16 protein-coding genes, 1 tRNA gene and 1 rRNA gene are annotated in these 26,238 nt (G+C 70.9%); 14 read left to right on the top strand and 4 right to left on the bottom strand.

Translation table 11 applies throughout. The annotated features are described in order from the left end of the window. The 3 genes from rrf to ACGFW5_RS08395 form a co-directional block, all read left to right on the top strand. A 5S ribosomal RNA gene (gene rrf / locus ACGFW5_RS08385) occupies window positions 1-93 on the top strand; the annotation flags it as partial. A 98-nt stretch (window positions 94-191) separates the two neighbouring features. Further along, window positions 192-869 carry a DegT/DnrJ/EryC1/StrS family aminotransferase gene (locus tag ACGFW5_RS08390; RefSeq protein WP_393833409.1) on the top strand — a complete coding sequence of 226 codons (678 nt, stop codon included), beginning with the start codon at window positions 192-194 and terminating at the stop codon, window positions 867-869. A gap of 89 nt (window positions 870-958) precedes the next feature. Then, a tRNA-Thr gene (locus ACGFW5_RS08395) sits at window positions 959-1,031 on the top strand. A 56-nt stretch (window positions 1,032-1,087) separates the two neighbouring features. Here the strand turns inward: ACGFW5_RS08395 and ACGFW5_RS08400 are convergent. Beyond that, a complete protein-coding gene (locus ACGFW5_RS08400; RefSeq protein ID WP_393833410.1) occupies window positions 1,088-3,790 on the bottom strand; it encodes a SpoIIE family protein phosphatase in 2,703 nt (900 codons plus the stop codon). 300 nt (window positions 3,791-4,090) lie between these two features. Between ACGFW5_RS08400 and ACGFW5_RS08405 the strand changes: the two genes are divergently transcribed. From ACGFW5_RS08405 to ACGFW5_RS08450, 10 genes are all read left to right on the top strand, one after another. Then, a complete protein-coding gene (locus tag ACGFW5_RS08405; RefSeq protein WP_393833411.1) occupies window positions 4,091-9,592 on the top strand; it encodes a HAMP domain-containing protein in 5,502 nt (1,833 codons plus the stop codon). Between the two features lie 390 nt (window positions 9,593-9,982). Continuing rightward, complete coding sequence (locus ACGFW5_RS08410; RefSeq protein ID WP_393833412.1) at window positions 9,983-10,657, top strand: two-component system response regulator; 675 nt, start codon at window positions 9,983-9,985, stop codon at window positions 10,655-10,657. Between the two features lie 143 nt (window positions 10,658-10,800). Further along, window positions 10,801-13,566 (top strand): DNA translocase FtsK, encoded by a 2,766-nt coding sequence (locus ACGFW5_RS08415; RefSeq protein WP_393833413.1) that lies wholly within the window; start codon window positions 10,801-10,803, stop codon window positions 13,564-13,566. A 281-nt stretch (window positions 13,567-13,847) separates the two neighbouring features. Further along, window positions 13,848-14,681: a helix-turn-helix domain-containing protein gene (locus tag ACGFW5_RS08420; RefSeq protein ID WP_393833414.1), complete on the top strand. Its 834-nt coding sequence runs from the start codon at window positions 13,848-13,850 to the stop codon at window positions 14,679-14,681. A gap of 103 nt (window positions 14,682-14,784) precedes the next feature. After that, window positions 14,785-16,260, top strand: a complete 1,476-nt coding sequence (gene rimO, locus ACGFW5_RS08425) for a 30S ribosomal protein S12 methylthiotransferase RimO (RefSeq protein ID WP_393833415.1) — start codon at window positions 14,785-14,787, stop codon at window positions 16,258-16,260. Next, window positions 16,257-16,925, top strand: coding sequence for a CDP-diacylglycerol--glycerol-3-phosphate 3-phosphatidyltransferase (pgsA, locus tag ACGFW5_RS08430; RefSeq protein ID WP_393833416.1), 669 nt, complete (start codon window positions 16,257-16,259; stop codon window positions 16,923-16,925). Before rimO ends, pgsA begins: the two co-directional genes overlap by 4 nt. After that, the gene (locus tag ACGFW5_RS08435) at window positions 16,922-17,431 is read left to right on the top strand and encodes a CinA family protein (RefSeq protein ID WP_393833417.1); all 510 of its coding nucleotides are present in this window, start codon (window positions 16,922-16,924) and stop codon (window positions 17,429-17,431) included. The genes pgsA and ACGFW5_RS08435 overlap by 4 nt, the downstream gene beginning before the upstream one ends. A gap of 109 nt (window positions 17,432-17,540) precedes the next feature. Beyond that, a complete protein-coding gene (locus ACGFW5_RS08440; RefSeq protein WP_328308839.1) occupies window positions 17,541-17,930 on the top strand; it encodes a helix-turn-helix transcriptional regulator in 390 nt (129 codons plus the stop codon). 196 nt (window positions 17,931-18,126) lie between these two features. After that, complete coding sequence (locus tag ACGFW5_RS08445) at window positions 18,127-18,597, top strand: Dps family protein (protein WP_393833418.1); 471 nt, start codon at window positions 18,127-18,129, stop codon at window positions 18,595-18,597. Between the two features lie 167 nt (window positions 18,598-18,764). Next, on the top strand, window positions 18,765-19,034 hold the full coding sequence (locus ACGFW5_RS08450) for a hypothetical protein (RefSeq protein WP_393833419.1): 270 nt from the start codon (window positions 18,765-18,767) through the stop codon (window positions 19,032-19,034). Here the strand turns inward: ACGFW5_RS08450 and ACGFW5_RS08455 are convergent. The 3 genes from ACGFW5_RS08455 to ACGFW5_RS08465 form a co-directional block, all read right to left on the bottom strand. Then, window positions 18,982-19,746, bottom strand: coding sequence for an SDR family NAD(P)-dependent oxidoreductase (locus ACGFW5_RS08455; protein ID WP_393833420.1), 765 nt, complete (start codon window positions 19,744-19,746; stop codon window positions 18,982-18,984). The two genes, ACGFW5_RS08450 and ACGFW5_RS08455, sit on opposite strands and share 53 nt — an antisense overlap. A gap of 73 nt (window positions 19,747-19,819) precedes the next feature. After that, on the bottom strand, window positions 19,820-20,587 hold the full coding sequence (locus ACGFW5_RS08460; RefSeq protein ID WP_393833421.1) for an Fpg/Nei family DNA glycosylase: 768 nt from the start codon (window positions 20,585-20,587) through the stop codon (window positions 19,820-19,822). Window positions 20,588-20,637: 50 nt separating this feature from the next. Beyond that, window positions 20,638-25,263, bottom strand: a complete 4,626-nt coding sequence (locus ACGFW5_RS08465) for an ATP-dependent helicase (protein WP_393833422.1) — start codon at window positions 25,261-25,263, stop codon at window positions 20,638-20,640. Here ACGFW5_RS08465 and ACGFW5_RS08470 point away from each other — a divergent pair. Continuing rightward, the gene (locus ACGFW5_RS08470) at window positions 25,262-26,173 is read left to right on the top strand and encodes an AraC family transcriptional regulator (protein ID WP_393833690.1); all 912 of its coding nucleotides are present in this window, start codon (window positions 25,262-25,264) and stop codon (window positions 26,171-26,173) included. The genes ACGFW5_RS08465 and ACGFW5_RS08470 overlap by 2 nt on opposite strands. Window positions 26,174-26,238 lie beyond the last annotated feature (65 nt).

A 26,238-nucleotide genomic window follows, 5' to 3' on the forward strand; every position in this document is an offset into this window, starting at 1 on the left:
ACGCCCGGTTACATTCCGAACCCGGAAGCTAAGCCTTTCAGCGCCGATGGTACTGCAGGGGGGACCCTGTGGGAGAGTAGGACGCCGCCGAACAAATCTTCAACGCTGGTCCCTGAACTTCGGTTCGGGGGCCAGCGTTTTTTTGTGTCCGCTCACCTGGTGTTCATGTGGCACGAGCAGAATGCGCTGCCATGGGGATGACAGGAGCGCTCAAGTCGGCCGGTGTCGCGCCCGGCGACGAAGTGATCGTGCCGGCCTACGACACCGGTGTACTGGCCCGGGACGTCGTGGCCGTCGGGGCGGCCCCGGTGTTCGCGGACATCGACCCGCTGACCTACTGCCTGGCCCCCGAGGCCGTACGTGCGGTCACCACCGCCAAAACCGCCGCCGTCGTACTCGTACGGCGCTTCGGATACCCGGCCGAGAACGCGCGGTTCGCCGAACTGGCCGCAGGCCACGGGGTGTTGCTCCTGGAGGCGGAAGACCGCGAGGGCCTTGGTGGAGATGTCGCCCAACGGAGGGAACGGGCACGGTACTTGGACCGTCGGCTCATCGGGGTCAAGACGCCCGCGCCGGCCGAAGGCCACCGCTATCTGCGGTACGTCGTGCGTGTGCCCGGCAACGGGCGGCCCGACCGGGACGCGTTCGCGCGCCTGTTGCGGCGGCGCGGGATCGCCTGCGAAGTGCCCGTACCCGTCCCCGTACACAGGGCGCGGGAGTTCCGGCGGCAGGGGGCGGTGCTTGCCGAGACCGAGCGTGCGGCGGACGAAACGCTTGCGCTGCCTTCGCTCGACGGGCTGTGCGAGGCGGAGTTGAGAAGAATGGTGGCGGCCTGCAACGCGCTGGGCGGGTTGCTGCAACCCGCATGACCGGCACCTGTGACCGTGGTTCGGAACACCGTCTGATTCGGGGTATGCTTTATCTCGTTGGCGAGGGGGAAACCCCGAAACAACAACAGGCCCCTATAGCTCAGTCGGTAGAGCGTCTCCATGGTAAGGAGAAGGTCTGCGGTTCGATTCCGCATGGGGGCTCAGAACACCGAAAGGCCCCGCCCATTGGGCGGGGCCTTTCGCGTATCCACTCCCCGTTATCGCTTGGCCTCTTCCGGGATGCGCATCGTCAGGATCGCCATGTCGTCGGAGGCCGGTTCGGCCGCGAAACGCTCGACCGCGCGCAGCACACGGGCCGCGACCGCGCCCGCCGTCAGTCCCGTACACGTGGCGAGGACATCGGTGAGGCCGTCGTCGCCCAGCATGCGCGTGCCCTCGCGGCGCTCGGTGATGCCGTCGGTGACGCACAGCAGGACATCGCCCGGGTCGAGGGTGATGGTCTGCTCGTACAGCTCCAGGTCGTCCATCACACCGAGCAGGGGCTGCGGGTCCGCCGCCGGCTCGACTGTGCCGTCCTGGCGCAGCCGCAACGGCAGCGGGTGCCCGGCGCACACGACCTTCAGGATCGCGCTGCCGTCCTCCTGGGGCCACAACTCGCCGTAGAGGAGCGTCAGGAAGCGGCTGCGGGCGCCCTCGTCGAGGATCGCCGCGTTCAGCCGCTCCAGGACCGCGGGGCCGCCGAAGCCCTCGCGGGCGAGCAGACGCAGGGCGTGCCGGGCGAGGCCGGTGACCGCGGCGGCCTCCGGTCCCGTACCGCAGACGTCGCCGATGGCGAAGCCGTAGGCGCCGTCCCGGATGGGGAACAGGTCGTAGAAGTCGCCGCCCACCTCGTTGCCCTCGCCGGCCGCGCGGTAGATGACCTCGACCTCGACGCCGGGGATCTGCGGGAGGCCCGGCGGGAGCAGGGAGCGTTGCAGTGAACGGCTGATGGCCATGCGCTCGGAGTACAGGCGGGCGTTGTCCAGGGCGAGCGCGGCCCGGCGAGAAAGGTCCTCGGCGAGTTCCAGGATCTCCTGGCGGAAGTGGTCGTCCGACGGCTTGCCGAGTGTCAGCATGCCGATGACGCGGTTGCGGGCGACCAGGGGCAGCACGACGGTTTCGCCGCCCACCGCGGCTGCGGTCGACAGCGTGGTGCCGAGGCCGCCGCCGGTGTGCGGGCTGCCTGAGCGGCCCATGTCGCGCATCGAGACGCGCAGCGCCGCCTGGTGCGCCGCCTCGCCGGGGGCGGCCCAGACGCGGGCGCCCGGCGTGGGCACCGGCTCCGGCGGGCTGATCTTGGAGAGGAGTGCCTTGAGGCCGTCGATGCGTTCCTCGTCCTCGTGCAGGACGTAGGAGAGATACGGGTCGGACGACTGGTCGGCGATCGTGTACACGGCGCACCACGTGGCGAGGGTGGGCACGGTCATCTGCGCCATGAGGGCCAGCGTCTGATCGCGGTCCAGGGTGCCGGCCAGGAGGTCGGAGGCCTCGACGAGGAAGCTCAGCGAGCCCCTGCGCAGGCGTTCCAGCTCGCCCAGGCGGGCCGATTCGACGGCGAGCGCGATGCGGTCGGCGGCGAACTGGAGACGCAGGGCCTCCTCGTTGGAATAGCGGCCCGGTGATTCGGCGGCGACGCCGAGGGATCCGGTGAGGCGGCCCTCGACCTTGAGCGGGACGGTGACGACCGAGCGCATGCCGGTGGCGTCGAGGAGCGGTACGGCGCCGGGCACGGCCGCCAGGTCCTCGTGGACGGCGGGCATGCGGGCCGAGCCGTACCGGCCCGTGCCGGCCTCGACGGGGACGCGGGCGAAGCGCTGGCGGGCGGAGGGGAGACCGGTGGTGGCCCGGACCTCCAGCTCGGTCTCGTCGTCGGTGGCGAGCAGCAGGAAGGCGGAGTCGCCGTCGAGCATGTCGCGGGCGCGCTCCACGGTGCGCTGGAGCAGCCCGTCGAGGTCGTCGGGGGCGGGGGAGCCGATGAAGACCTCGAACGGGTCGACGCTGCGGCTCTCGCCGAGGACGGCCGGGTCGGTGGCGGGCTGGCGGGCTGGAGTCTGGAGCACCGCCCGCTCGTCGTCGCGTACCAGCAGACAGACCGTGGAGGGCTCGCCCTCGGTGTCGCGGACCCGCAGGTGCGAGGCGTACACCGGGACCACGCGGCCGTCGGCGCCCCTTATCCCGTACGTGCCTTCCCAGCGCGAGAGTTGGAGGGCTTCGACGATGCCGGTGGAGGTGCCGGGGGTGTGCGGCCAGGCCGCGAAGTCGGTGAGTGCCTTGCCGGTGACCTGCTCGGCTCGATAGCCGAACAGTTCCTCGGCGTCCTCGTTCCAGGCGCGGACCGCGCCGGCCCGGTCGATCTGCACGACCGCGACACGGACCCGGCCGTCAGTGACGGGGAGCAGCGCGGTCGGCAGCGCCGGGCCGGCCGAGCGGGTGCCCACCGGCCGGTTGGGCAGGTCGAGTTGGAACCAGACGTTCTTTCTGGTCGGGGTGTACTCGACGCCCCAGCGGGAGGCGAGGGCGGCGCAGAGCAGCAGGCCGCGGCCGCTCTCCCGGTCGGGCCCCGCGATGTCGGCGGGGGAGCCCAGGAGCGGAACCTCACGTTCGGGGTAGCGGTCGGCCACTTCTACGCGTACGCCGTCCTCGGAGCGCAGACACAGGACGTCCGCCTTGGTGCCGGCGTGGACCACCGCGTTGGTGACGAGCTCGCTGGTGAGGACCACGGCGTCGTCCACGACGTCCGCGTACCCCCAGCCCTGGAGGGTGTCCCGGACGAAGGCGCGGGCGGTCGCGACCGACCGCCCGACAGGGTCGAAGCTGGCTGCCGCCTGCGCGGTGATCACAGAACTCCTCGTACGCGTCTCGACGCCCGGATTTCCTTGCCGGGGCTCCGGTACGTGCCCCCCGGGGACCAACAGTCCCATGCGGCGCGCCCCCTCCGGTGTCCCGTGGCCGTCCTCCGTGCCGCCCTCCCCCATGCTTTTCCGGGCATAGGGTACGAACCGCCCCCTCGCCGGGCGGACCGGGGTGGCTGGACAGCCGGAAGCCAGGTTACTTACCTTCACGGTCCGAGCGGATGCCGGTCACCAGTGTTTCCGCCCTCCGTGGGCGGGGACGGATATGCGAAGCTGCCGAACTGTTATGGCCTGGTTCGGCCATGGTGAAACACTGGGCATGCTTCCGGAGACAGCCCGGGTGCGGTCAACCCCTGCGGGAGGGACACGGTGGAGTCTGGCGCAGCAGCGCGGGGCGTAAGCACGCGCGCGAAAGACGATCAGCCCCGGACTCAACAGGCCCGGAACAGCAAGCAGCGGGGGAGCGGCGGAACGACCGAGGTGGACACGGCGGCGCTGCAACGGCTGCTCGCCGCGCTCGCGTCGATGCGGGACGGAAACTTCCGCAAGCGCCTGACGGTCTCCGGTGACGGGGTGATGGCGGAGATCGCCGCCGTCTTGAACGAGGTCGCGGACCGCAATCTGCATCTGACCGGGGAGATCGCCCGGGTACGCAGGATGGTGGGGCGCGAGGGGAAGCTGACCGAGCGCCTGGAGAACGGGGCCTGCGAGGGCTCCTGGGCGGCCGCGATCGACGCGTCCAACGCGCTGGTGGACGATCTGGCGCGACCGGTCTCGGAGGTCGGGCGGGTGCTCTCCGCGGTGACCGAGGGTGACCTGGAACAGCGGATGGACCTGCGGTCGCACGGCAGCGACGGCGCCGAGCGGCCGCTGCGCGGCGAATTCCTCAAGGTCGGGCGAACCGTCAACAACCTGGTCGACCAGCTCTCCACCTTCACCGACGAGGTGACGCGGGTGGCTCTCGAAGTGGGCACCGAGGGCAAGCTGGGCGGCCAGGCCCAGGTGCGCGGAATGTCAGGTTCCTGGAAGGATCTGACGGATTCGGTCAACACGATGGCGTACCGGCTGACGGCCCAGGTACGTGACATTGCTCTCGTCACGACCGCCGTCGCCAAGGGCGATCTGTCGCGCAAGGTCACGGTGCACGTGGCCGGCGAGATGCTTCAGCTGAAGAACACCGTCAACACGATGGTCGACCAGCTGTCCTCCTTCTCCTCCGAGGTGACCCGCGTCGCCCGCGAGGTGGGCACCGAGGGCGAGCTGGGCGGGCAGGCGCAGGTGCCGGGCGTGGCCGGGGTGTGGAAGGACCTCACCGACTCCGTCAACGTGATGGCGACGAACCTGACGGCCCAGGTGCGCGGGATCGCCCAGGTCACCACGGCCGTGGCCAGCGGCGACCTCTCGCAGAAGGTCACGGTCAACGCGCGCGGCGAGGTCGCGCAGCTGGCGGAGACCATCAACCAGATGACCGAGACGCTGCGCACGTTCGCGGACGAGGTCACCCGGGTCGCCAACGAGGTCGGCGCCGAGGGGCTGCTCGGCGGGCAGGCGCAGGTGCCCGGCGCGGCCGGGACGTGGAAGGACCTGACGGATTCCGTCAACACCGTCTTCCGCAACCTGACGACGCAGGTACGGGACATCGCGCAGGTGACCACGGCGGTCGCCAGCGGTGACATGAGCCAGAAGGTCACCGTCGACGTGGCCGGCGAGATGCTGGAGCTGAAGAACACCGTCAACACGATGGTCGACCAGCTCCAGTCGTTCGGCTCCGAGGTGACCCGGGTGGCCCGCGAGGTCGGCATCGAGGGCCGGCTCGGCGGGCAGGCGGAGGTGCCGGGCGCGGCCGGGACGTGGAAGGACCTGACGGATTCCGTCAACACCGCGTTCCGCAACCTCACCGGGCAGGTCCGCGACATCGCCCAGGTGACCACGGCGGTCGCCAACGGCGACCTCTCGCAGAAGGTCACCGTCGATGTCGCGGGCGAGATGCTGGAGCTGAAGAACACCGTCAACACGATGGTGGCGCAGCTGTCCAACTTCGCCGACCAGGTCACACGGATGGCGCGGGACGTGGGCACCGAGGGCCGCCTCGGCGGGCAGGCCCGTGTCGACGGCGTCTCCGGCACCTGGAAGGAACTCACCGACTCCGTCAACTTCATGGCGGGCAACCTGACGTCACAGGTGCGTCAGATCGCCCAGGTGACCACGGCGGTGGCCCGGGGTGATCTCTCGCAGAAGATCGACGTGGACGCCCGGGGCGAGATGCTGGAGCTGAAGAACACCATCAACACGATGGTCGACCAGCTCTCCGCCTTCGCCGAGCAGGTCACCCGCGTCGCCCGCGAGGTGGGCACCGACGGACGGCTCGGCGGCCAGGCGCAGGTGCCCGGCGTCGCGGGTGTCTGGCGCGACCTGACCGACTCCGTGAACGGCATGGCCGGCAACCTCACGGCCCAGGTCCGCAACATCGCCCAGGTCGCCACGGCGGTGGCCCGGGGTGATCTCTCGCAGAAGATCGACGTGGACGCCCGGGGCGAGATCCTGGAGCTCAAGAACACCCTGAACACGATGGTCGACCAGCTCTCCAACTTCGCGGAGCAGGTCACGCGGGTGGCCCGCGAGGTGGGCACCGAGGGCATCCTGGGCGGCCAGGCCGAGGTGCAGGGTGTCTCCGGCACCTGGAAGGACCTCACCCAGTCCGTCAACTTCATGGCCAACAACCTGACGTCCCAGGTGCGCAACATCGCCGAGGTGACGACGGCGGTCGCCGAGGGCGACCTCTCCAAGAAGATCACCGTCGACTCCAAGGGCGAGATCCTTGAGCTGGTCACGACCGTCAACACGATGGTCGACCAGCTGTCCAACTTCGCCGACGAGGTCACGCGCGTGGCCCGCGAGGTCGGCACCGAGGGCATCCTCGGCGGGCAGGCCCGGGTGCGCGGGGTCACCGGCATCTGGAAGGACCTCAGCGACAACGTCAACCTGATGGCCGCCAACCTGACGACCCAGGTGCGCAACATCTCCCGGGTCTCGGCGGCCGTCGCCAACGGAGACCTCACCAAGAAGGTGACGGTCGAGGCGCGCGGCGAGGTCGCCGAGCTCGCCGACACCGTCAACACCATGGTGACGACGCTGTCCTCGTTCGCCGAGCAGGTCACCAAGGTGGCCCGTGAGGTGGGCACCGACGGCATCCTGGGCGGCCAGGCCCGCGTGCCCGGTGTCTCGGGCACCTGGAAGGACCTCACCGAGTCGGTGAACTCCATGGCCGACAACCTCACCGGCCAGGTCCGCCAGATCGCCACCGTCACCACCGCCATCGCGCAGGGCGACCTCACCAAGAAGATCGACATCGACGCGCGGGGCGAGATCCAGGAGCTGAAGAACACCATCAACACGATGGTCGACCAGCTGTCCTCGTTCGGCCAGGAAGTCACCCGCGTCGCCCGCGAGGTCGGCACCGAGGGCCAGCTGGGCGGCCACGCCCGGGTCCGTGACGTGGACGGGACCTGGCGCGACCTCACCGAATCGGTGAACGAGATGGCCGGGAACCTGACCCGGCAGGTCCGCGCGATCGCCGCCGTCGCCACCGCGGTGACGCGCGGCGACCTCAACCTGAAGATCGACGTGGACGCGGCGGGCGAGATCCAGGCCCTCCAGGACAACATCAACACCATGATCGCCAACCTGCGCGACACGACCGTCGCCAACAAGGAGCAGGACTGGCTCAAGGGCAACCTCGCCCGTATCTCCGGCCTCATGCAGGGCCGCCGCGACCTCGACGACGTCGCCTCGCTGATCATGACCGAGCTGACGCCGGTCGTCTCCGCGCAGCACGGCGCGTTCTTCCTCGCCATGCCGACGGGCGGCGCGTCCGAGGTCAGCGCCGAGGGCGACGGCTCGTACGAGCTGCGGATGCGCGGGAGTTACGGATACTCCGCCGGCTCCATGCCGACTTCCTTCCGTCCCGGCGAGACGCTGATCGGCACGGCCGCCGAGGAGAAGCGGACCATCCTGGTGGAGAACGTGCCGCCGGGCTATCTGCGGATCTCCTCCGGCCTCGGCGAGGCGCCGCCCGCGCATGTGATCGTGCTGCCGGTGCTCTTCGAGGGCAAGGTGCTCGGCGTGATCGAACTGGCCTCGTTCCAGCCGTTCACGCACATCCAGAAGGACTTCCTCAACCAGATCGCCGAGATGATCGCGACGAGCGTCAACACCATCTCCGTCAACTCCAAGACCGAGGTGCTGCTCAAGCAGTCGCAGGAGCTCACCGAGCAACTGCGCGAGCGCTCGGCCGAGTTGGAGAACCGCCAGAGCGCGCTCCAGGCCTCCAATGCCGAACTGGAGGAGAAGGCCGAGCTGCTGGCCCAGCAGAACCGCGACATCGAAGTGAAGAACACCGAGATCGAAGAGGCCCGGCAGGTCCTGGAGGAGCGCGCCGAACAACTCGCCGTCTCCATGCGCTACAAGTCGGAGTTCCTGGCCAACATGTCGCACGAGCTGCGCACGCCGCTCAACTCCCTGCTGATCCTCGCGAAGTTGCTCGCCGACAACGCCGAGGGCAACCTCTCGCCCAAGCAGGTCGAGTTCGCCGAGACGATCCACGGCGCGGGCTCCGACCTGCTCCAGCTGATCAACGACATCCTCGACCTCTCCAAGGTCGAGGCCGGCAAGATGGATGTCTCGCCGACCCGGATCGCGCTGGTCCAGCTCGTCGACTACGTGGAGGCCACCTTCCGCCCGCTGACCGCGGAGAAGGGCCTCGACTTCTCGGTACGGGTCTCGCCCGAGCTGCCCGCGACGCTGCACACCGACGAGCAGCGCCTGCTCCAGGTGCTGCGCAACCTGTTGTCCAACGCGGTGAAGTTCACCGACAGCGGCGCCGTCGAACTCGTCATCCGCCCGGCCGGCTCCGACGTGCCGCACGCCATCCGCGAGCAGCTGCTCGAGGCGGGCTCGCTGCGTGACGCGGACGCCGGCCTGATCGCGTTCTCGGTCACCGACACCGGCATCGGGATCGCGGCCGGCAAGATGCGCGTCATCTTCGAGGCGTTCAAGCAGGCGGACGGCACCACCAGCCGCAAGTACGGAGGGACCGGCCTCGGCCTGTCCATCAGCCGCGAGATCGCGCGGCTGCTCGGCGGCGAGATCCACGCGGCGAGCGAACCGGGGCGCGGCTCCACGTTCACGCTCTACCTCCCGCTGCACCTCAGCGAGTTGCCTCCGCAGGGCTACCCGCAGCTCGCCCCCGGCCAGCTCGACGGGACGACGGGCCTCGCCATCGGCGCGTCCGGGCCCTTCGATCCCGCGCAGCACAACGGCGGCCGGCAGGCCGATCCCGACGTGTCCCAGCCCGGGACGGCCGGGCTGTTCCGGCGGCGCCGCAAGGCACTGGAAGCGGCAGGCCGTCAGGAAGCCGCGATGTCGGGCCAGGAGGCCGGCGCCGGCGAGGGCTGGGCGGGCGAGCCGGAACGGACGCCCGCGCGGACCTTCCACTTCGCAGGAGAGAAGGTTTTGATCGTCGACGACGACGTACGCAACGTCTTCGCGCTCACCAGCGTCCTTGAGCAGCACGGGCTTTCGGTGCTGTACGCGGAGAACGGGCGGGAGGGCATCGAAGTGCTCGAACAGCACGAGGACACCGCGGTCGTCCTGATGGACATCATGATGCCCGAGATGGACGGGTACGCGACGACGTCGGCGATTCGCAGGATGCCGCAGTTCGCCGGTCTGCCGATCGTGGCGCTCACCGCGAAGGCGATGAAGGGGGACCGCGAGAAGGCCATCGAGTCCGGCGCCTCCGACTACGTGACGAAGCCGGTCGACCCCGACCACCTGCTCTCCGTGATGGAGCAGTGGATGCGGGGGAAGTGAGCGCGGAGCCGACCCGGACCGGGCCTGGGCCGAGGCGAAGGCGCCCGGTCCGGGCGCGTGCCGGTCCGGGCCCGTGCCGGCCCCGGCGCGTGCAGGTCCGAACCGGATCGGGGCCGGACCGGCCCGGATCGGGCCCGGCTCCGACCTGCACGGCCCGGTCGATGGCCGAGGGGCGCTGACTGACGGTGGCCGAAGGCGTGTGAGGCAGCGGTATTCGGGGAACCTTCTGGTCTCCCCCTACGTTTCTGCTACGTGCACAGTGACATCGCAGTGACAGGGTGTGGCGACAGGCGGGGTGCGGCTACCATGACCGGCACAAGGACGGGCGACGCAAGGGAGTCGTCCCCTGGGGCGGCGCCCGGTGCACTGCCGGGGCGAGGAGGGCGGGCCATGGTACAGAAGGCCAAGATCCTCCTGGTCGATGACCGGCCGGAGAATCTGCTGGCGCTGGAGGCCATCCTCTCTGCGCTCGATCAGACACTGGTGCGGGCATCGTCAGGGGAGGAAGCGCTCAAAGCGCTGCTTACGGACGATTTCGCGGTCATTCTGCTGGACGTTCAGATGCCCGGAATGGACGGGTTCGAGACCGCCGCGCACATCAAGAGGCGTGAACGGACACGGGACATCCCGATCATCTTCCTCACGGCCATCAACCACGGCCCCCATCACACCTTCCGGGGCTACGCGGCGGGTGCCGTGGACTACATCTCGAAGCCGTTCGACCCCTGGGTGCTGCGCGCCAAGGTGTCGGTCTTCGTCGAGCTGTACATGAAGAACTGCCAGCTGCGCGAGCAGGCCTCCCTGCTGCGGCTCCAGTTGGAGGGCGGCGCCCAGGGCGGCGCCGCCAGGGAGTCGGCCGGGCTGCTGGCCGAACTGTCCGCACGGCTCGCGGCAGTTGAGGAGCAGGCCGAAGCGCTCTCCAAGCAGCTCGACGACGAATCCGCCGATGCCGCGGCGGTCGCCACGGCCGCCCACCTGGAGCGCAAGCTCACCGGGCTGCGGCGGGCCCTGGACGCGCTGGAGCCCGGAACCGGCGGCGCCACCGCGCTCCCTTCGCAGAACTGAGCACCGACGCAGAACTGAGCACCGACGGACCTGACGCCGCGTCCCGCTGACGCGGCGTCAGGAACCGTGGGGGCGTACGACACGGACGGGTGAAGCCGTAGGCACACGTGTCCACCGACGCCGACCCAGGTAACCTCAGCACCATGGCCTCACGTACGTCCGGCAAGGGTTCCCAGGGCACGGCGGGCACCGCGAAGCGCACCGGCCGTACCCCGGCGAAGAAAGCCGCGCCCGCGAAGAAAGCCGCGGCCCCCAAGGCGCCCGCGAAGAAGACCGCCGCCAAGAGGCCGCCCGCCAGGAAGGCGGCGGCCCCCAGGCCTGCCCCGAAGACCGCCCCGTCCCCGACCGGCGGGCTCTACCGGCTCGTGCGCGCCATCTGGCTCGGCGCGGCCCACGGCGTCGGCGCGGTGTTCCGCGGCATAGGACGCGGCGCCAAGGGACTCGACCCCGCCCACCGCAAGGACGGCGTCGCCCTGCTGCTGCTCGGCATCGCGCTGATCGTCGCCGCCGGCACCTGGTCGAACCTGCGCGGTCCGGTCGGTGACCTCGTACAGATGCTGGTCACCGGCGCGTTCGGCCGGCTCGACGTGGTGGTGCCCCTGCTGCTCGGCGCCATCGCGATCCGGCTCATCCTCTATCCGGAGAAACCCGAGGCCAACGGGCGCATCGTCATCGGCCTGTCCGCGCTCGTCCTCGGCATCCTCGGCCAGGTCCACATCGCGTGCGGCTCACCCGGCCGCGGCGCCGGCACCGACGCCATGCAGGACGCCGGCGGCCTGATCGGCTGGGCCTCCTCCAAGCCCCTCGAATTCACCCTCGGCGACGTCCTCGCCGTGCCGATGCTCGTGCTGCTCACCGTCTTCGGACTGCTCGTGGTCACCGCGACACCGGTCAACGCCATCCCGCAGCGGCTGCGGCTGCTCTGCGTGCGGCTCGGCGTCCTCGAACCGCTGCCCGGCGAACTCGCCGACGAGGAGCTGTACGACGACGAGTGGCGCGAGGCTGAGCCCGCCCCCCGCACCCGGCGCCGCGCCGCCCTCCCCGTCGAGCACGACCCCGAGCACGGCTCCGAGCGCGCCGAGGAGCAGGCGTTTTCGCGGCGCCGCGGGCCCCGGCGCGGCTCCGTGCAGCCGGCGTTCGAGAACGGGCTCGACCCCGTCGACGTGGCCGCCGCGGCGGCCGCCGCTCTCGACGGCGCCGTCATGAACGGGCTGCCCCCCTCGCCGGTGGTCGCCGACCTCACCCAGGGCGTCTCCACCGAGCGCGACAAGGAGCAGGCCACCCCGCTGCCGACCGCCCGGGCCGCCGAGACCAAGGCACCGGCGGCGCCGAAGGCCACACCGGGCGCGCCCCCCGTCGTACCCGACCTGACGAAGCCGCCGCGCGAGAGCACCGAGCCGCTGCCGCCGCGCGCCGAACAGCTCCAGCTCGCCGGGGACATCACCTACGCGCTGCCCTCGCTCGACCTCCTGGAGAAGGGCGGCCCCGGCAAGACCCGCAGCGCCGCCAACGACGCCGTCGTCGCCTCCCTCCAGAACGTCTTCATGGAGTTCAAGGTCGACGCCAACGTCACCGGCTTCACCCGGGGCCCGACGGTCACCCGGTACGAGATCGAACTCGGCCCGGCCGTGAAGGTCGAACGGATCACCGCCCTCGCCAAGAACATCGCCTACGCGGTGGCCAGCCCCGACGTGCGGATCATCTCGCCCATCCCCGGAAAGTCCGCGGTCGGCATCGAGATCCCCAACACCGACCGCGAGATGGTCAACCTCGGGGACGTGCTGCGCCTCGCGGACGCCGCCGAGGACGACCATCCGATGCTGGTGGCGCTCGGCAAGGACGTCGAGGGCGGCTACGTCATGGCCAACCTCGCCAAGATGCCGCACGTCCTGGTCGCCGGAGCCACCGGTTCCGGAAAGTCCTCCTGCATCAACTGCCTCATCACCTCGGTAATGGTGCGCGCCACCCCCGAGGACGTCCGCATGGTGCTCGTCGACCCCAAGCGGGTGGAGCTGACGGCGTACGAGGGCATCCCGCACCTCATCACGCCGATCATCACCAACCCCAAGCGGGCCGCCGAAGCGCTCCAGTGGGTCGTGCGCGAGATGGATCTGCGCTACGACGACCTCGCGGCGTTCGGCTTCCGCCACATCGACGACTTCAACGAGGCGATCCGGCGCGGCAAGGTGAAACTGCCCGAAGGCAGCGAGCGCGAGCTGACGCCGTATCCGTACCTCCTGGTCATCGTCGACGAGCTCGCCGACCTGATGATGGTCGCGCCGCGCGACGTGGAGGACGCGATCGTGCGCATCACCCAGCTGGCCCGCGCCGCCGGCATCCACCTGGTGCTCGCCACCCAGCGGCCCTCCGTCGACGTCGTCACCGGCCTGATCAAGGCGAACGTGCCCTCGCGGCTCGCGTTCGCCACCTCCTCGCTCGCCGACAGCCGGGTCATCCTCGACCAGCCGGGCGCCGAGAAACTGATCGGCAAGGGCGACGGCCTGTTCCTGCCGATGGGCGCGAACAAGCCGACCCGCCTCCAGGGCGCCTTCGTCACCGAGGACGAGATCCAGGCCGTGGTCCAGCACTGCAAGGACCAGATGGCCCCGGTCTTCCGCGACGACGTCACCGTCGGCACCAAGCAGAAGAAGGAGATCGACGAGGAGATCGGCGACGACCTGGACCTGCTGTGCCAGGCGGCCGAGCTGGTCGTGTCCACCCAGTTCGGCTCGACGTCGATGCTCCAGCGCAAGCTGAGGGTCGGCTTCGCCAAGGCGGGCCGGCTGATGGACCTGATGGAGTCGCGCAACATCGTCGGCCCCAGCGAGGGCTCCAAGGCCCGCGACGTCCTGGTCAAGCCGGACGAACTCGACGGAGTGCTCGCAGTGATCCGGGGGGAAACCCCCTGAGTGTGGTCAGGGCCCACACGGGGTACTGGTGGCGGACAGGTCCGGTCGGCCGACGGCCGACCGGACCAAACAGCACTCGTACGGGATGACCGAGCAACCGTTTCCCTTGGCCGTACGTCAAGTTGAGGGAGACGTGGAAGCACATGGGGCCGGCGGCCCGCTGTCCGGGGGCGCCGGCCATACCGATGGCGTACAAAGTCCGTGCTCCCGGTTGCCCCACGCTTTCCCACCCCCCCTAGACTGAACACCCAGCAGGTGGCTCACGCTCGAAAGGCGCCCCCGTGTCCATCGGCAACTCTCCCGAAGACGACCGGCCTTCGATCGAAAACGACGGGCCATCCATCGGTCGTGCACTTCAGCAGGCCCGGATCGCCGCAGGACTGACGGTCGACGAGGTCAGTTCCTCCACGCGGGTGCGCATCCCCATCGTGCACGCGATCGAACAGGACGACTTCTCGCGGTGCGGCGGCGATGTGTACGCGCGCGGACACATCCGTACGTTCGCCCAGGCCGTCGGCCTCGATCCCGCCCCGCTGGTCGCCCAGTACGACGACGATCATGGCGGCAGGCCCGAGCCCACGCCCGCCGCCCCCCTGTTCGACGCGGAGCGGATCCGCGCCGATCCCCGCCGGCCCAACTGGACCGCCGCCATGGTGGCCGCGATCGTCGTGGTCGTCGGCTTCGTCGGCTTCACGATGTTCGGCGGCGGCGACAAGGGCAAGGGTCACGCGTCCGTGGCCGAAGGCCCCGCCCAGCAGAAACCCAGCGCACCCGCCGCGAGCGCCACCCCGTCCAAGCCCGCCCCGAAGCCGACCCCCACCCCCTCCGACAGCGCGATCGCCGCGGTCCCCGCCGACAAGGTCACCGTCAAGGTCACCGCGGTCAACGACAAGAGCTGGATCTCGGCCAAGGACCACAACGGCAAGATGCTCTTCGACGGCCTGCTCCAAAAGGGCGAGGCCCAGACCTTCCAGGACGCCCAGAAGGTCGACCTGATCCTCGGCAACGCGGGCGCGATCGAGCTCTACGTCAACGGCAAGAAGATCGACAGCAAGTTCGACGACGGCCAGGTCGAGCGCCTGAGCTACACCAAGGGCGACCCGCAGGTCGGCTGAGCCGGGGGCCGAGCCCGGGCCGAGCCCGCGGCCCACGACGGCCCGCGAGGGCCCACGACCCTCGCGGCGGGGGCGTGGGCCAGGACAAAGTAGTCTTGAGTCCATGCCCGAACGCCGCACCGTCGCCCTTGTCACTCTTGGCTGCGCCCGTAACGAGGTGGACTCGGAGGAGCTCGCAGGCCGCTTGGCAGCGGACGGCTGGGAGCTCGTCGAGGACGCATCGGACGCGGACGTCGCCGTCGTCAACACCTGTGGATTCGTCGAAGCAGCCAAGAAGGACTCCGTCGACGCCCTCCTCGAAGCCAACGATCTGAAGGACCACGGCAGGACCCAGGCCGTCGTCGCGGTCGGCTGCATGGCCGAGCGCTACGGCAAGGATCTCGCCGAAGCGCTCCCCGAAGCCGACGGTGTGCTCGGTTTCGACGACTACGCCGACATCTCCAACCGCCTCCAGACCATCCTCAGCGGCGGCAGCGTGGAGGCCCACACCCCGCGCGACCGGCGCAAGCTGCTGCCCATCAGCCCCGCCGAGCGGCAGGCCGCCCCCGACGTGGCGCTGCCCGGCCACGCCCAGGAGGGCGCCCCCGCCCCCGAGGACCTTCCCGACGGTCTCGCGCCCGCCTCCGGGCCGCGCGCCCCGCTGCGCCGCCGCCTCGACACCAGCCCGGTCGCCTCCGTGAAGCTGGCCTCCGGCTGCGACCGCCGCTGCTCGTTCTGCGCGATCCCCTCCTTCCGCGGCTCGTTCATCTCGCGCCGCCCCAGCGACGTGCTCGGCGAGACGCGCTGGCTGGCCGAGCAGGGCGTCAAGGAGGTCATGCTGGTCTCCGAGAACAACACCTCCTACGGCAAGGACCTGGGCGACATCCGGCTCCTTGAGACGCTGCTTCCCGAGCTCGCCGAGGTCGACGGCATCGAGCGGGTGCGGGTCAGCTACCTCCAGCCCGCCGAGATGCGGCCCGGCCTCATCGACGTCCTCACCTCGACCGACAAGGTCGTGCCGTACTTCGACCTCTCCTTCCAGCACTCGGCGCCCGGCGTGCTGCGCGCGATGCGCCGCTTCGGCGACACCGAGCGGTTTTTGGAACTGCTCGACACGATCCGCGCCAAGGCCCCCACCGCCGGTGTCCGCTCCAACTTCATCGTCGGCTTCCCCGGCGAGACCGAGGAGGACTTCAAGGAGCTGGAACGCTTCCTCACCGCGGCCCGCCTCGACGCCATCGGCGTCTTCGGCTACTCCGACGAGGAAGGCACCGAAGCGGTCGGCTACGCGGACAAGCTGGACGCCGACACCATCGCCGAGCGGCTGGCCCACCTGTCGCGCCTGGCCGAGGAACTGACCGCGCAGCGCGCCGAGGAGCGCATCGGCGACACGGTGCGCGTCCTGGTGGAGAGCATCGACGACGAGGACGGGGCCATCGGCCGCGCCGAGCACCAGGCGCCCGAGACCGACGGCCAGGTGATCTTCACCGAGAGCGCGGGACTTGCGCCCGGCCGTATCGTCGAGGCCAAGGTCGTCGCCAGCGAAGGTGTCGACCTCGTGGTCGAGGTGCTTGACGGGGTTGAGGAGGCGGGCAGATGACCGGAGTCCCGGCGTCGACGGCGGGCGGTACCGGCCGGGCGCCGGCGCCCGGCGGCAAGCTGGGTGCTGCGGCCGTCAATCAGGCCAGCCTCTGGAACATCGCCAACATCCTCACCATGATCCGGCTGGTCCTCGTGCCGGGCTTCGTCATGCTGCTGCTCGCCGACGGCGGGTACGACCCGGCGATGCGGGCGTGGGCCTGGGCGGCCTTCGCCGTCGCCATGATCACCGACATCTTCGACGGGCATCTGGCGCGCACCTACAACCTGGTCACCGACTTCGGGAAGATCGCCGACCCCATCGCCGACAAGGCGATCATGGGAGCCGCGCTGATCTGCCTCTCGCTCCTCGGCGACCTGCCGTGGTGGGTCACCGCGGTCATCCTGTTCCGGGAACTCGGCATCACACTGATGCGTTTCTGGGTCATCAGGCACGGGGTGATTCCGGCCAGCCGGGGCGGCAAGCTCAAGACCCTCGCGCAGGGCACCGCGACCGGCATGTACGTCCTGGCCCTGACGGGCCCGCTGGCGACCCTGCGGTTCTGGGTGATGGCGCTCGCCGTGGTGCTCACGGTGGTCACGGGGCTCGACTACGTGCGCCAGGCGATCGTGCTGAGGCGCCAGGGGCTCGCCGCGCAACGCGCCGCCGGGGGACCCGCGTCGTGAGCGAGGCGGCCCGGGTCCTGCGCCTGCTCACGGAGCGTGGCCACACGCTCGCGGTGGCGGAGTCCCTGACGGGCGGCCTCGTGGCGGCGGAACTGACCTCGGTGCCCGGTGCCTCGCGGGCCTTCCGGGGCTCCGTGACGGCGTACGCGACCGAGCTCAAGCGGGACGTCCTGGGCGTGGACGGGGCCCTCCTCGCCGAGCGCGGAGCGGTCGATTCCGAGGTCGCGGTGCAGATGGCGGCCGGGGTGCGCAAGGCGCTCGGAGCGAGCTGGGGGATCGCGACCACGGGCGTGGCCGGACCCGAACCGCAGGACGGCCGGCCGGTCGGGACGGTATACGTTTCGGCCGTTGGCCCCGCCGGGGCGAAGAAAACAGTCGCTTTGCGGTTGAACGGTGACCGGGCGGAAATCCGTAGAGAGAGTGTACGCAGCGTGCTCGAACTGCTCTCCAGTGAACTCCGCAAGGGCGAGCGGGCACAGGATACGGAACGGAACGGGGGGATTTGATGTTTGCAGCCCTGAGTGAACACGACATCGCTCCCCGCACGGCCGCGGCGCGAGGCGGTACGGTGGGGCGAGAAGGATGCGGCTACGCGGTCCGAGGAGGGAGCCACCGATGATTCTGCTCCGTCGCCTGCTGGGTGACGTGCTGCGTCGGCAGCGCCAGCGCCAGGGCCGTACTCTGCGCGAAGTCTCCTCGTCCGCCCGAGTCTCACTCGGCTATCTCTCCGAGGTGGAGCGGGGGCAGAAGGAGGCATCCTCCGAACTGCTCTCCGCCATCTGCGACGCGCTTGACGTACGGATGTCCGAGCTCATGCGGGAAGTGAGCGACGAGCTGGCACTGGCCGAGCTCGCTGCGTCTGCGGCAGCGAGTGATCCGATGCCGGTGCGTGCGCCGGTACGTCCGATGCTCAATTCGATCTCCGTGACGTCGGTGACTGGTGTGCCGACGGAGCGGGTGACGATCAAGGCGCCCGCGGAAGCGGTGGACGTCGTCGCGGCCTGATACCCAGGCGCGCACAGGCTTGTACTGAGCCCCGGCCGGTCACCCAGTGACCGGCCGGGGCTCAGCCTTGTCCCGCCGCGCCCGATTCGGGGCTTCTGTGGCAGGGTGGTAGGAGATCGCGCATACGTCCGCATATTCCGTACGGGTGTTCCCTCCTGGTGCGGGTGGAGGACGTTCCGTCCGAGTGGAGGAATGCATGTCCTACATCAAGAGCCCGCTGTCCGAATCCGACCTCAAGGTGGTCGGCGACGCTCTGCAGGGCGCACTGGTGGACCTCGTGGACCTCTCCCTGGTCGCCAAGCAGGTCCACTGGAACGTGGTCGGCCCCCGCTTCAGGTCCGTACACCTCCAGCTCGACGAGGTCGTCACCACCGCCCGGCAGCACTCGGACACCGTGGCCGAACGGGCCTCCGCCATCGGCGTCAGCCCGGACGGCCGAGCCGGCACGGTCGCCCGGTCCAGCGCGATCGGCACCGTCCCGGAGGGCTGGATCAAGGACACCGACGCGGTGAAGGTCCTGGTGGACGCGCTCGGCGTGGTCATCGGCCGGATGCGCGAACGCATCGCGGCGACCGACGACCCCGACCCGATCACCCAGGACATCCTCATCGGCCTCACCGCCGACCTGGAGAAGCACGCGTGGATGTTCCAGGCGGAAACCGTCTGAACCCGTGGCGGACGCGGCTGCGCGCCGCCGTGCGCGGGCGCGCCGCACACGGGCCCAAGGGACGACCGCGACGAGGAGCGGGGGACGGGGAGCGCGCCGGGCCCGCACCCGGTGCGCCCTGCCGACGGGGCACCCGGCCCTCTAACGTCGGCCCGAGGAGGCGACCCATGACGGTGGCGGGCATGACGACGGCGGTGCGGTGGGTGCCCGCGCTCGTGGTCGCGGCCCTGTGGTGGTGGGCCGTGCTGCGGCTGGTGCTGGTGCCGGGCCAGACGGGGTTCGTCGAGGGCGCGACGGTGGTGGGCGGCTGGGGCCTGAGCCTGCTGCCGGTCCATGTGGCGGCCGTGCCGGCCGCGCGCCCCCGCCCCACCAGGGCATCGAGCGCTACCAGGACATCGAGACGCCGCCGTTCGGACGCAGGATCTGGCCCGTCGTGAACGCCGACGCGTCCGCCGCGAGATACAGCACGGCCTGCGCGACGTCCTCGGGTGCGCCGAGCCGCCCGAGCGGGGAAAGCCGCAGCATCATCGCCTCGATGCGCTCCTGCTGCCCGGCGGCGTGCTGATCGGTCATGGCGGTGCGCACCCAGCCGGGAGCGACGGCGTTGACGCGGATGCCGTGCGGGCCGAGCTCCGTGGCGAGCGTCCTGGTGAGCTGCACCACGGCAGCCTTGGAGACGCCGTAGCAGAACAGGCCCGGCCGTGCGGCGTCCACGGCCCCCGAGGCCATCGTGATGAGGGAGCCCCGCACACCGTGCGCGATCATGGTGCGGGCCGCTGCCCGGCAGGCGTGGAGCACGCCCTTGAAGTTGACCGAGAGCACCCGGTCCAGGTCGGTGTCCTCGGTTTCCAGGACCGGACTTGTGTGCATGACACCCGCGATCGCGGCCAGCACATGGACCGGCCCTGCGGCCGCCATCGCCGCCTCGACCTGGGCGCGGTCCGCGACGTCGAGCACGTGCGCATGGGCGGCGCCGCCCGCCTTGGCGATCAGCGCCACGGTCTCGGCGAGGCCCGCCTCGTCACGGTCCGCGCAGTGCACACCGGCCCCGGCCTCGGCGAGGAGCACGGCGCTTGCCCGGCCGATCCCGCTCGCGGCGCCCGTGACGAAAGCCGTGCGGTCGCTCAGGTCGTACGCCGTGAGGGCCATGCCGGGACGGTACGACCGGACCTGACGGCCCGTCAATAACCGTGCGGGGTGCGGCCCACACGGGCCCGGAGCCTCAAAGGGCGGGCGCGGGCTGGCACTTGGGGCACCAGTAGGTCGGCCGCTCACGGCCCGACGGGTCGCGCTGCATGGCGGTGCGGATGGGCGTGCGGCAGCGCGGGCACGGCCGGCCCGCCCGGCCGTACACGTACGCCTGACGGACCGGCCGGTCCTTGTTGGCCTCCAGAAGCTGCTTGGCGGTGGCCACCAGACGCTCGGGGCGGGGGAATTCACCCACCGCGAGCCAGGGCACGACCCGCAGCGCGAAGCAGATCTCCGACTTGAAGACATTGCCGACGCCCGCCAGATTGCGCTGGTCGAGCAGAGCGTCCCCCAGCGACCGGGCGGGCTCCCTGAGCAGGTTGCGCAGGGCGAGCTCCGCGTCCCAGTCGGGGCCGAGCAGATCCGGCCCCAGATGACCGACCGCCTTGGCTTCGTCCTGTGTACGCAGCAGCTCCACCACGGGCAGCCGGTAGCCGACCGCCGTGTGCCCGGTGTTCCCGAGGATCGCCCGGATCTGGTGGGCGGGACCCCCGCTCCAGCGCTCACCAGGCGTGAAGATCCGCCACGACCCGTCCATCCGCAGATGGGAGTGCAGGGTCAGACCACCCTCGATCCGGGTCAGCAGGTGCTTGCCGCGCGGGGTCACATCCAGCACGGACCGCCCGGTCAGATCCGCCGTCGCGAACCGCGGCACCCGCAGATCGCACCGCGTCAGGACCTGCCCGGCCAGCGCCGTGTGCAGCCGCCGCGCGGCCTGGTAGACGGTGTCACCTTCGGGCATGGGCTCCATTGTGCCGGGAACGGGCGCCCCGGGCTCGCTGTCCCGCCCCATCAGGGTCTCAGGCGCAGCCCCTTCGGGGTCGCGACGAAACCGGCCGCCTCCAGGACGCGGGCGATGGGCGAGGTCAGCGCGGGGTCCCCGTTGGCCCGCTCCACGGTGACGGTGCCGAGCCGCCCGGCCCGCGCCGCCCCCGCCAAGGAGCCCGCGGCGGCCGCCAACGCCGGATCGTCCGGCTCGCCCGCCCAGGCCAGCAGCGACTTGCCGCCGCGCTCCAAATACAGCACGAGCTCGCCGTCGACCAGCACGACCATGGAACCCGCCTTGCGGCCCGGCTTGTGCCCGGCCCCGCCCGGCGGCTCGGGCCAGGGCAACGCCGCACCGTAGGCGTTCGCCGGGTCCGCGGCCGCCAGGACGATCGCCTGCGGCGCGGTGTGCGCATCACTGCCCCGGTCCCGGGCGGTGGCGGCAGCCCTCAGCCGGTCCACCGCACCGTCCATCGCGAACTGGGCCGCGCCAAGCCCCTCGACCACATAGCCCCGCCGCGCCTGCCCGCTGTCCTCGAACGCGGCGAGGATGCGGTACGTCGCGGAGAAGCCGCCCTCCACACCCTCCGCCTGCACCGCGCCCCGGGTGACCACACCGTGCCGGTCCAAAAGAGTGCGCGCCAGGGCATGGGCGCGGTGGGTCGGATCGGGCTCGCGGGGCGGAAGCAGCGACCAGCGACCCGACACCGTCGGAGGCCCGGTGCGCGACGCCACCCGGGCGGCGGAGGCCAGGGTGCCGTAACGGCCGCGCGGGACGGGCCGCTTGGCGCGGTGAGCCGTCGACCCCGCGGTGCGCCCCGAACCCAGCACGGAACGCAGCGGAGCCAGCGTGTCGTTGGTGAGCCGGCCCGACCACGCCAAATCCCACAGCGCGTCGGCCAGCTGGGGGTCGCTCGCCTCGGGATGCGTGGTGGCGCGGACCTGGTCGGCGAGCTGACGGAAGAACAGGCCGTAGCCCGGAGCCAGCGCCGCGAGCACCGACTCGTGGAGCGCGGTCAGCTCTAGCGGATGCGGCGGCGGCAGGAGCAGCGGGGCCGCGTCCGCCAAGTACAACGACACCCAGCCGTCCTTGCCCGCCAGGGCGCCCGCGCCCGCCCACACGACCTCGCCGGTGGTGGTCAGCTCGTCCAGAAGCGCCGTGCTGTAGTTGGACACCCGCGACGGCAGGATCAGCTTTTCCAGCGCGGAAGCCGGCACGGCGGCGCCCTGCAACTGCTCCACCGCGCGCGCAAGCCCGTCGATGCCCCGCAGCGCGCCGGCGCCGAGATGCTGCCACGGCGGCAGGAACGTGGCGAGCGCGGCGGGCGGCACCGGCTCCAGCTCCTGGCGCAGCGCCGCGAGCGAGCGGCGCCGCAGCCTGCGCAGGATCGTCGCATCGCACCACTCCTGGCCGATGCCCGCCGGATGGAACTCGCCCTGCACGATGCGACCCGACGCCGCCAGACGGTGCAGCGCCCCGTCCGTGACCGCCGTGCCCAGGCCGAACCGGGCCGCGGCGGTGGCCGACGTGAACGGACCGTGCGTGCGCGCGAAACGGGACAGCAGATCACCGAGGGGATCCTTCACCGGCTCGGTGAACGCCTCCGGCACACCGACCGGCAGCGCCGTGCCGAGCGCGTCCCGCAGCCGCCCCGCGTCCTCGATCGCCGCCCAGTGCTCGGTGCCGGCGATCCGGACCCGCAGGGCGCGCCGCGCGGCCTCCAGCTCGGGCGCCCAGCCGGGCTCGGCGCCACGGGCCGCCAACTCGGCGCCCGTGAGCGGCCCGAGGACCCGCAGCAGATCGGCGACCCCCTCACCGTCCTTGATGCGGCGCTCCTCGGTCAGCCACTGGAGCTCCTGCTCCAACTCGCCCAGAACATCCGCGTCGAGCAGTTCCCGCAGCTCCGCCTGGCCAAGAAGCTCCGACAGCAGACGAGAATCCAAGGAGAGCGCGGCGGCACGCCGCTCGGCGAGCGGCGAATCACCCTCGTACAGGAACTGCGCGACATAGCCGAACAGAAGAGAACGCGCGAACGGCGACGGCTCCGGTGTGGTGACCTCGACCAGCCGCACCCGGCGCGCTTCGAGATCCCCCATCAGCTCCGTCAGACCCGGCACGTCGAAAACATCCTGGAGACACTCACGCACCGCCTCCAAAACGATCGGAAACGACCCGAACTCGCTCGCCACCTGGAGCAGTTGCGCCGCCCGCTGCCGCTGCTGCCACAACGGGGTGCGCTTGCCCGGGCTGCGCCGCGGCAGCAGCAGCGCCCGCGCCGCACACTCGCGGAACCGGGACGCGAACAACGCGGAACTGCCGACCTGATCGGTGACGATCTGCTCGATCTCCCCCTTGTCGAAGACCGCGTCCGCCGCCCCCACCGGAGCCTGCTCGCTGTCATACGTCGCATCGAGGTGCGCGGGATCCTGATCGAGGAGGTCGAGACCCATCATGTCGGCGTCGGGCAGCCGCAGCACGATGCCGTCGTCGGCATGCATCACCTGCGCGTCCATCCCGTACCGCTCGGCCAGGCGGGCCCCCAGCGCCAAAGCCCACGGAGCGTGCACCTGCGCGCCGAAGGGGGAGTGGATGACCACGCGCCAGTCGCCGAGCTCGTCCCGGAAACGCTCGACGACGATCGTACGGTCGTCGGGAATGTGACCGCAGGCGCGGCGCTGCTCGTCGAGATAGCCGATCACATTGTCCGCGGCCCACGCATCAAGACCCGCGTGCGACAGACGCAGCCGGGCGTCGTCGGCTTCCATCGAGCCCACCTCGCGCAGGAACGCGCCCAGCGCACGGCCCAGTTCGAGCGGACGGCCCAGCTGGTCACCCTTCCAGAACGGCAGCCGCCCCGGCACCCCCGGCGCCGGCGACACCAGGACACGGTCCCGCGTGATGTCCTCGATGCGCCACGAAGTGGTGCCCAGCGTGAAGACGTCACCCACCCGCGACTCGTACACCATCTCCTCATCCAGCTCACCGACCCGGCCGCCGCCCTTCTTCGGGTCGCTCCCCGCGAGGAAGACCCCGAACAGGCCCCGGTCGGGAATCGTGCCGCCCGACGTCACGGCCAGCCGCTGGGCGCCCGGACGGCCCGTGACCGTGCCACCCACCCGGTCCCACACCACCCTTGGCCGCAACTCCGCGAACGCGTCCGAGGGATAGCGGCCCGCCAGCATGTCAAGGACCGCCGTGAACGCCGACTCCGGAAGCGCGGCAAACGGCGCGGCCCGCCGCACCAGCGCCAACAGATCGTCCACCTGCCAGGTGTCCAGCGCCGTCATCGCGACCAGCTGCTGCGCCAGCACGTCCAGCGGATTCGACGGAACGCGCAGCGACTCGATCTCCCCACTGCGCATCCGCTCCGTCACCACCGCCGACTGCACCAGATCGCCCCGGTACTTCGGGAACACCACCCCGGTGGAGACCGCCCCCACCTGGTGACCCGCCCGCCCCACCCGCTGCAAACCCGACGCCACGGACGGCGGCGACTCCACCTGCACCACCAGATCCACCGCGCCCATGTCGATGCCCAGTTCAAGACTGGAGGTCGCCACCACCGCCGGGATCCGCCCCGCCTTCAGATCCTCCTCCACGACCGCCCGCTGCTCCTTGGAGACCGACCCGTGGTGCGCCTTGGCGAGCAGCGCGGGCGCACCCACCGCCGCACCCGACCCCCCCATCAGATCCGCCGGCGCGTGCGCCTCCGGAAGCGGCGTGCCCATGGCACGCTCGTACGCGATCTCGTTGAGCCGGTTGCACAGACGCTCCGCGAGACGGCGCGAGTTGGCGAACACGATCGTCGAACGGTGCGCCTGCACCAAATCGACGATGCGCTCCTCGACATGAGGCCAGATCGACGGCTTCTCCCCACCCTCCTGCGCATCCGCCGCAGGCGAGCCCCCCAACTCGCCCAAGTCCTCCACCGGCACCACCACCGACAGGTCGAACTCCTTGGCGGACGGCGGCTGCACGATCTCCACCTTGCGCTGCGGGGACAGATAACGCGCCACCTCATCCACCGGACGCACCGTCGCCGACAGGCCGATCCGCCGCGCCGGCCTCGGCAACAACTCGTCCAACCGCTCAAGGGACAGCGCCAGATGGGCCCCCCGCTTGGTGCCCGCCACCGCGTGCACCTCGTCCAGGATCACCGTCTCGACACCCGCAAGCGCCTCACGCGCCGCGGACGTCAGCATCAGGAACAGCGACTCGGGCGTCGTGATCAAAATGTCCGGCGGCCGCGTCACCAACGCACGACGCTCCGCGGGCGGCGTGTCACCGGAACGGATACCGACCCGGACCTCCGGCTCGGGCAACCCCAGCCGCACCGACTCCTGACGGATCCCGGTCAACGGCGAACGCAGATTGCGCTCCACGTCCACCGCCAGCGCCTTCAGCGGCGACACGTACAGCACCCTGCAACGCTTCTTGCTCTCCGCGGGAGCGGGCTCCGCCGCCAGCCGGTCCAGCGCGGCGAGAAAGGCGGCGAGCGTCTTGCCGGAGCCGGTCGGCGCGACGACCAGCACATCCGAACCCTCCGCGATCGCCCTCCAGGCGCCCTCCTGCGCCGCGGTGGGCGCGGTGAAAGCCCCCGTGAACCAGCCGCGCGTCGCGGGCGAGAAGGAATCCAGCGCTGTCCGTGCCATGGCCCCATCGTGCACCCACCCACTGACAAAGCCCCGGACCTGCGAAAATGACGGTGTGGACACCGACCGGGAATGGGCGCGGCACTGGCAGCACTCCCAGCTGCCCGGCCTCGACCTGCTCCGCGCGAAGTACATACGCCACGCCTTCCCCCGGCACGCCCACGAGGGCTTCGTCCTCGGCGCCGTACGCACCGGAATCGAAGACGTCGTCCTGCCCGGCGAAACGGTCAGGGCCCGCCCCGGCACCATCGTCATGATCAACCCCGAGGTGCCGCACGCCGCCCACGCCGGAACCCCCGAGGGCTGGACATACGCCACGCTCTACCCCTCGGCCCCGCTCATCGCCGACATCGCGGCGCAGACCACCACGGTGCGCGGCACCGCCGGATTCGCCCAGACCATCGTCGAAGACCCCGACACCGCCCTGCTCATCCAGGAAGTGCACCGCGCGGCGGAACACGGCAACGCGCTGGCCGCCGACAGCATCTTCCGCGTCGCCGCCGCCCGCCTGCTGCGCCGCCACGGCCGCGCCCTGCCCGAGCGGACCCCACGATCCGCCGGCGCCCGCACGGCCGCCGCGGCCAGACTCCTCCTGGAACAACACCTGGCCACCCCACCCTCCCTGGAACAACTCGCCAAGGAACTGGACACCAGCCCCTTCGCGCTGCTGCGCGCCTTCAAAGCGCAGTACGGCCTCCCCCCGCACACCTGGCTGACAGGAGAGCGCGTACGCCGCGCCCGCCGCCTCCTGGACGGCGGAACCCCACCCGCCGAAGCCGCCGTCACCGTGGGCTTCACCGACCAGCCCCACCTCAACCGTCACTTCACCCGCATCGTCGGCGTCACCCCCGGCGCCTACCGCCGCGAGCGCGCAAGAACGTACAAGAACGAGGACGCCTCCTCCTCCTAACGTCGACACCGTGGCAGCCGAACGGACAGCATCCCCCGAAACACCCCCCGCGACATCCGCCCGAA

It is taken from the genome of Streptomyces sp. NPDC048416 (genome assembly GCF_043200435.1).
Taxonomy (GTDB): domain Bacteria; phylum Actinomycetota; class Actinomycetes; order Streptomycetales; family Streptomycetaceae; genus Streptomyces.

Excerpts from the sequence above, each read along its gene's own strand:
- ACGFW5_RS08390 (WP_393833409.1), top strand. The coding sequence starts at position 192 with ATGGGGATGACAGGAGCGCTCAAGTCGGCCGGTGTCGCGCCCGGCGAC.
- ACGFW5_RS08400 (WP_393833410.1), bottom strand. The coding sequence starts at position 3,790 with ATGGGACTGTTGGTCCCCGGGGGGCACGTACCGGAGCCCCGGCAAGGA.
- ACGFW5_RS08410 (WP_393833412.1), top strand. The coding sequence starts at position 9,983 with ATGGTACAGAAGGCCAAGATCCTCCTGGTCGATGACCGGCCGGAGAAT.
- ACGFW5_RS08415 (WP_393833413.1), top strand. The coding sequence starts at position 10,801 with ATGGCCTCACGTACGTCCGGCAAGGGTTCCCAGGGCACGGCGGGCACC.
- rimO (WP_393833415.1), top strand. The coding sequence starts at position 14,785 with ATGCCCGAACGCCGCACCGTCGCCCTTGTCACTCTTGGCTGCGCCCGT.
- pgsA (WP_393833416.1), top strand. The coding sequence starts at position 16,257 with ATGACCGGAGTCCCGGCGTCGACGGCGGGCGGTACCGGCCGGGCGCCG.
- ACGFW5_RS08440 (WP_328308839.1), top strand. The coding sequence starts at position 17,541 with ATGATTCTGCTCCGTCGCCTGCTGGGTGACGTGCTGCGTCGGCAGCGC.
- ACGFW5_RS08445 (WP_393833418.1), top strand. The coding sequence starts at position 18,127 with ATGTCCTACATCAAGAGCCCGCTGTCCGAATCCGACCTCAAGGTGGTC.
- ACGFW5_RS08450 (WP_393833419.1), top strand. The coding sequence starts at position 18,765 with ATGACGGTGGCGGGCATGACGACGGCGGTGCGGTGGGTGCCCGCGCTC.
- ACGFW5_RS08455 (WP_393833420.1), bottom strand. The coding sequence starts at position 19,746 with ATGGCCCTCACGGCGTACGACCTGAGCGACCGCACGGCTTTCGTCACG.
- ACGFW5_RS08460 (WP_393833421.1), bottom strand. The coding sequence starts at position 20,587 with ATGCCCGAAGGTGACACCGTCTACCAGGCCGCGCGGCGGCTGCACACG.
- ACGFW5_RS08470 (WP_393833690.1), top strand. The coding sequence starts at position 25,262 with ATGGCCCCATCGTGCACCCACCCACTGACAAAGCCCCGGACCTGCGAA.
- ACGFW5_RS08465 (WP_393833422.1), bottom strand. The coding sequence starts at position 25,263 with ATGGCACGGACAGCGCTGGATTCCTTCTCGCCCGCGACGCGCGGCTGG.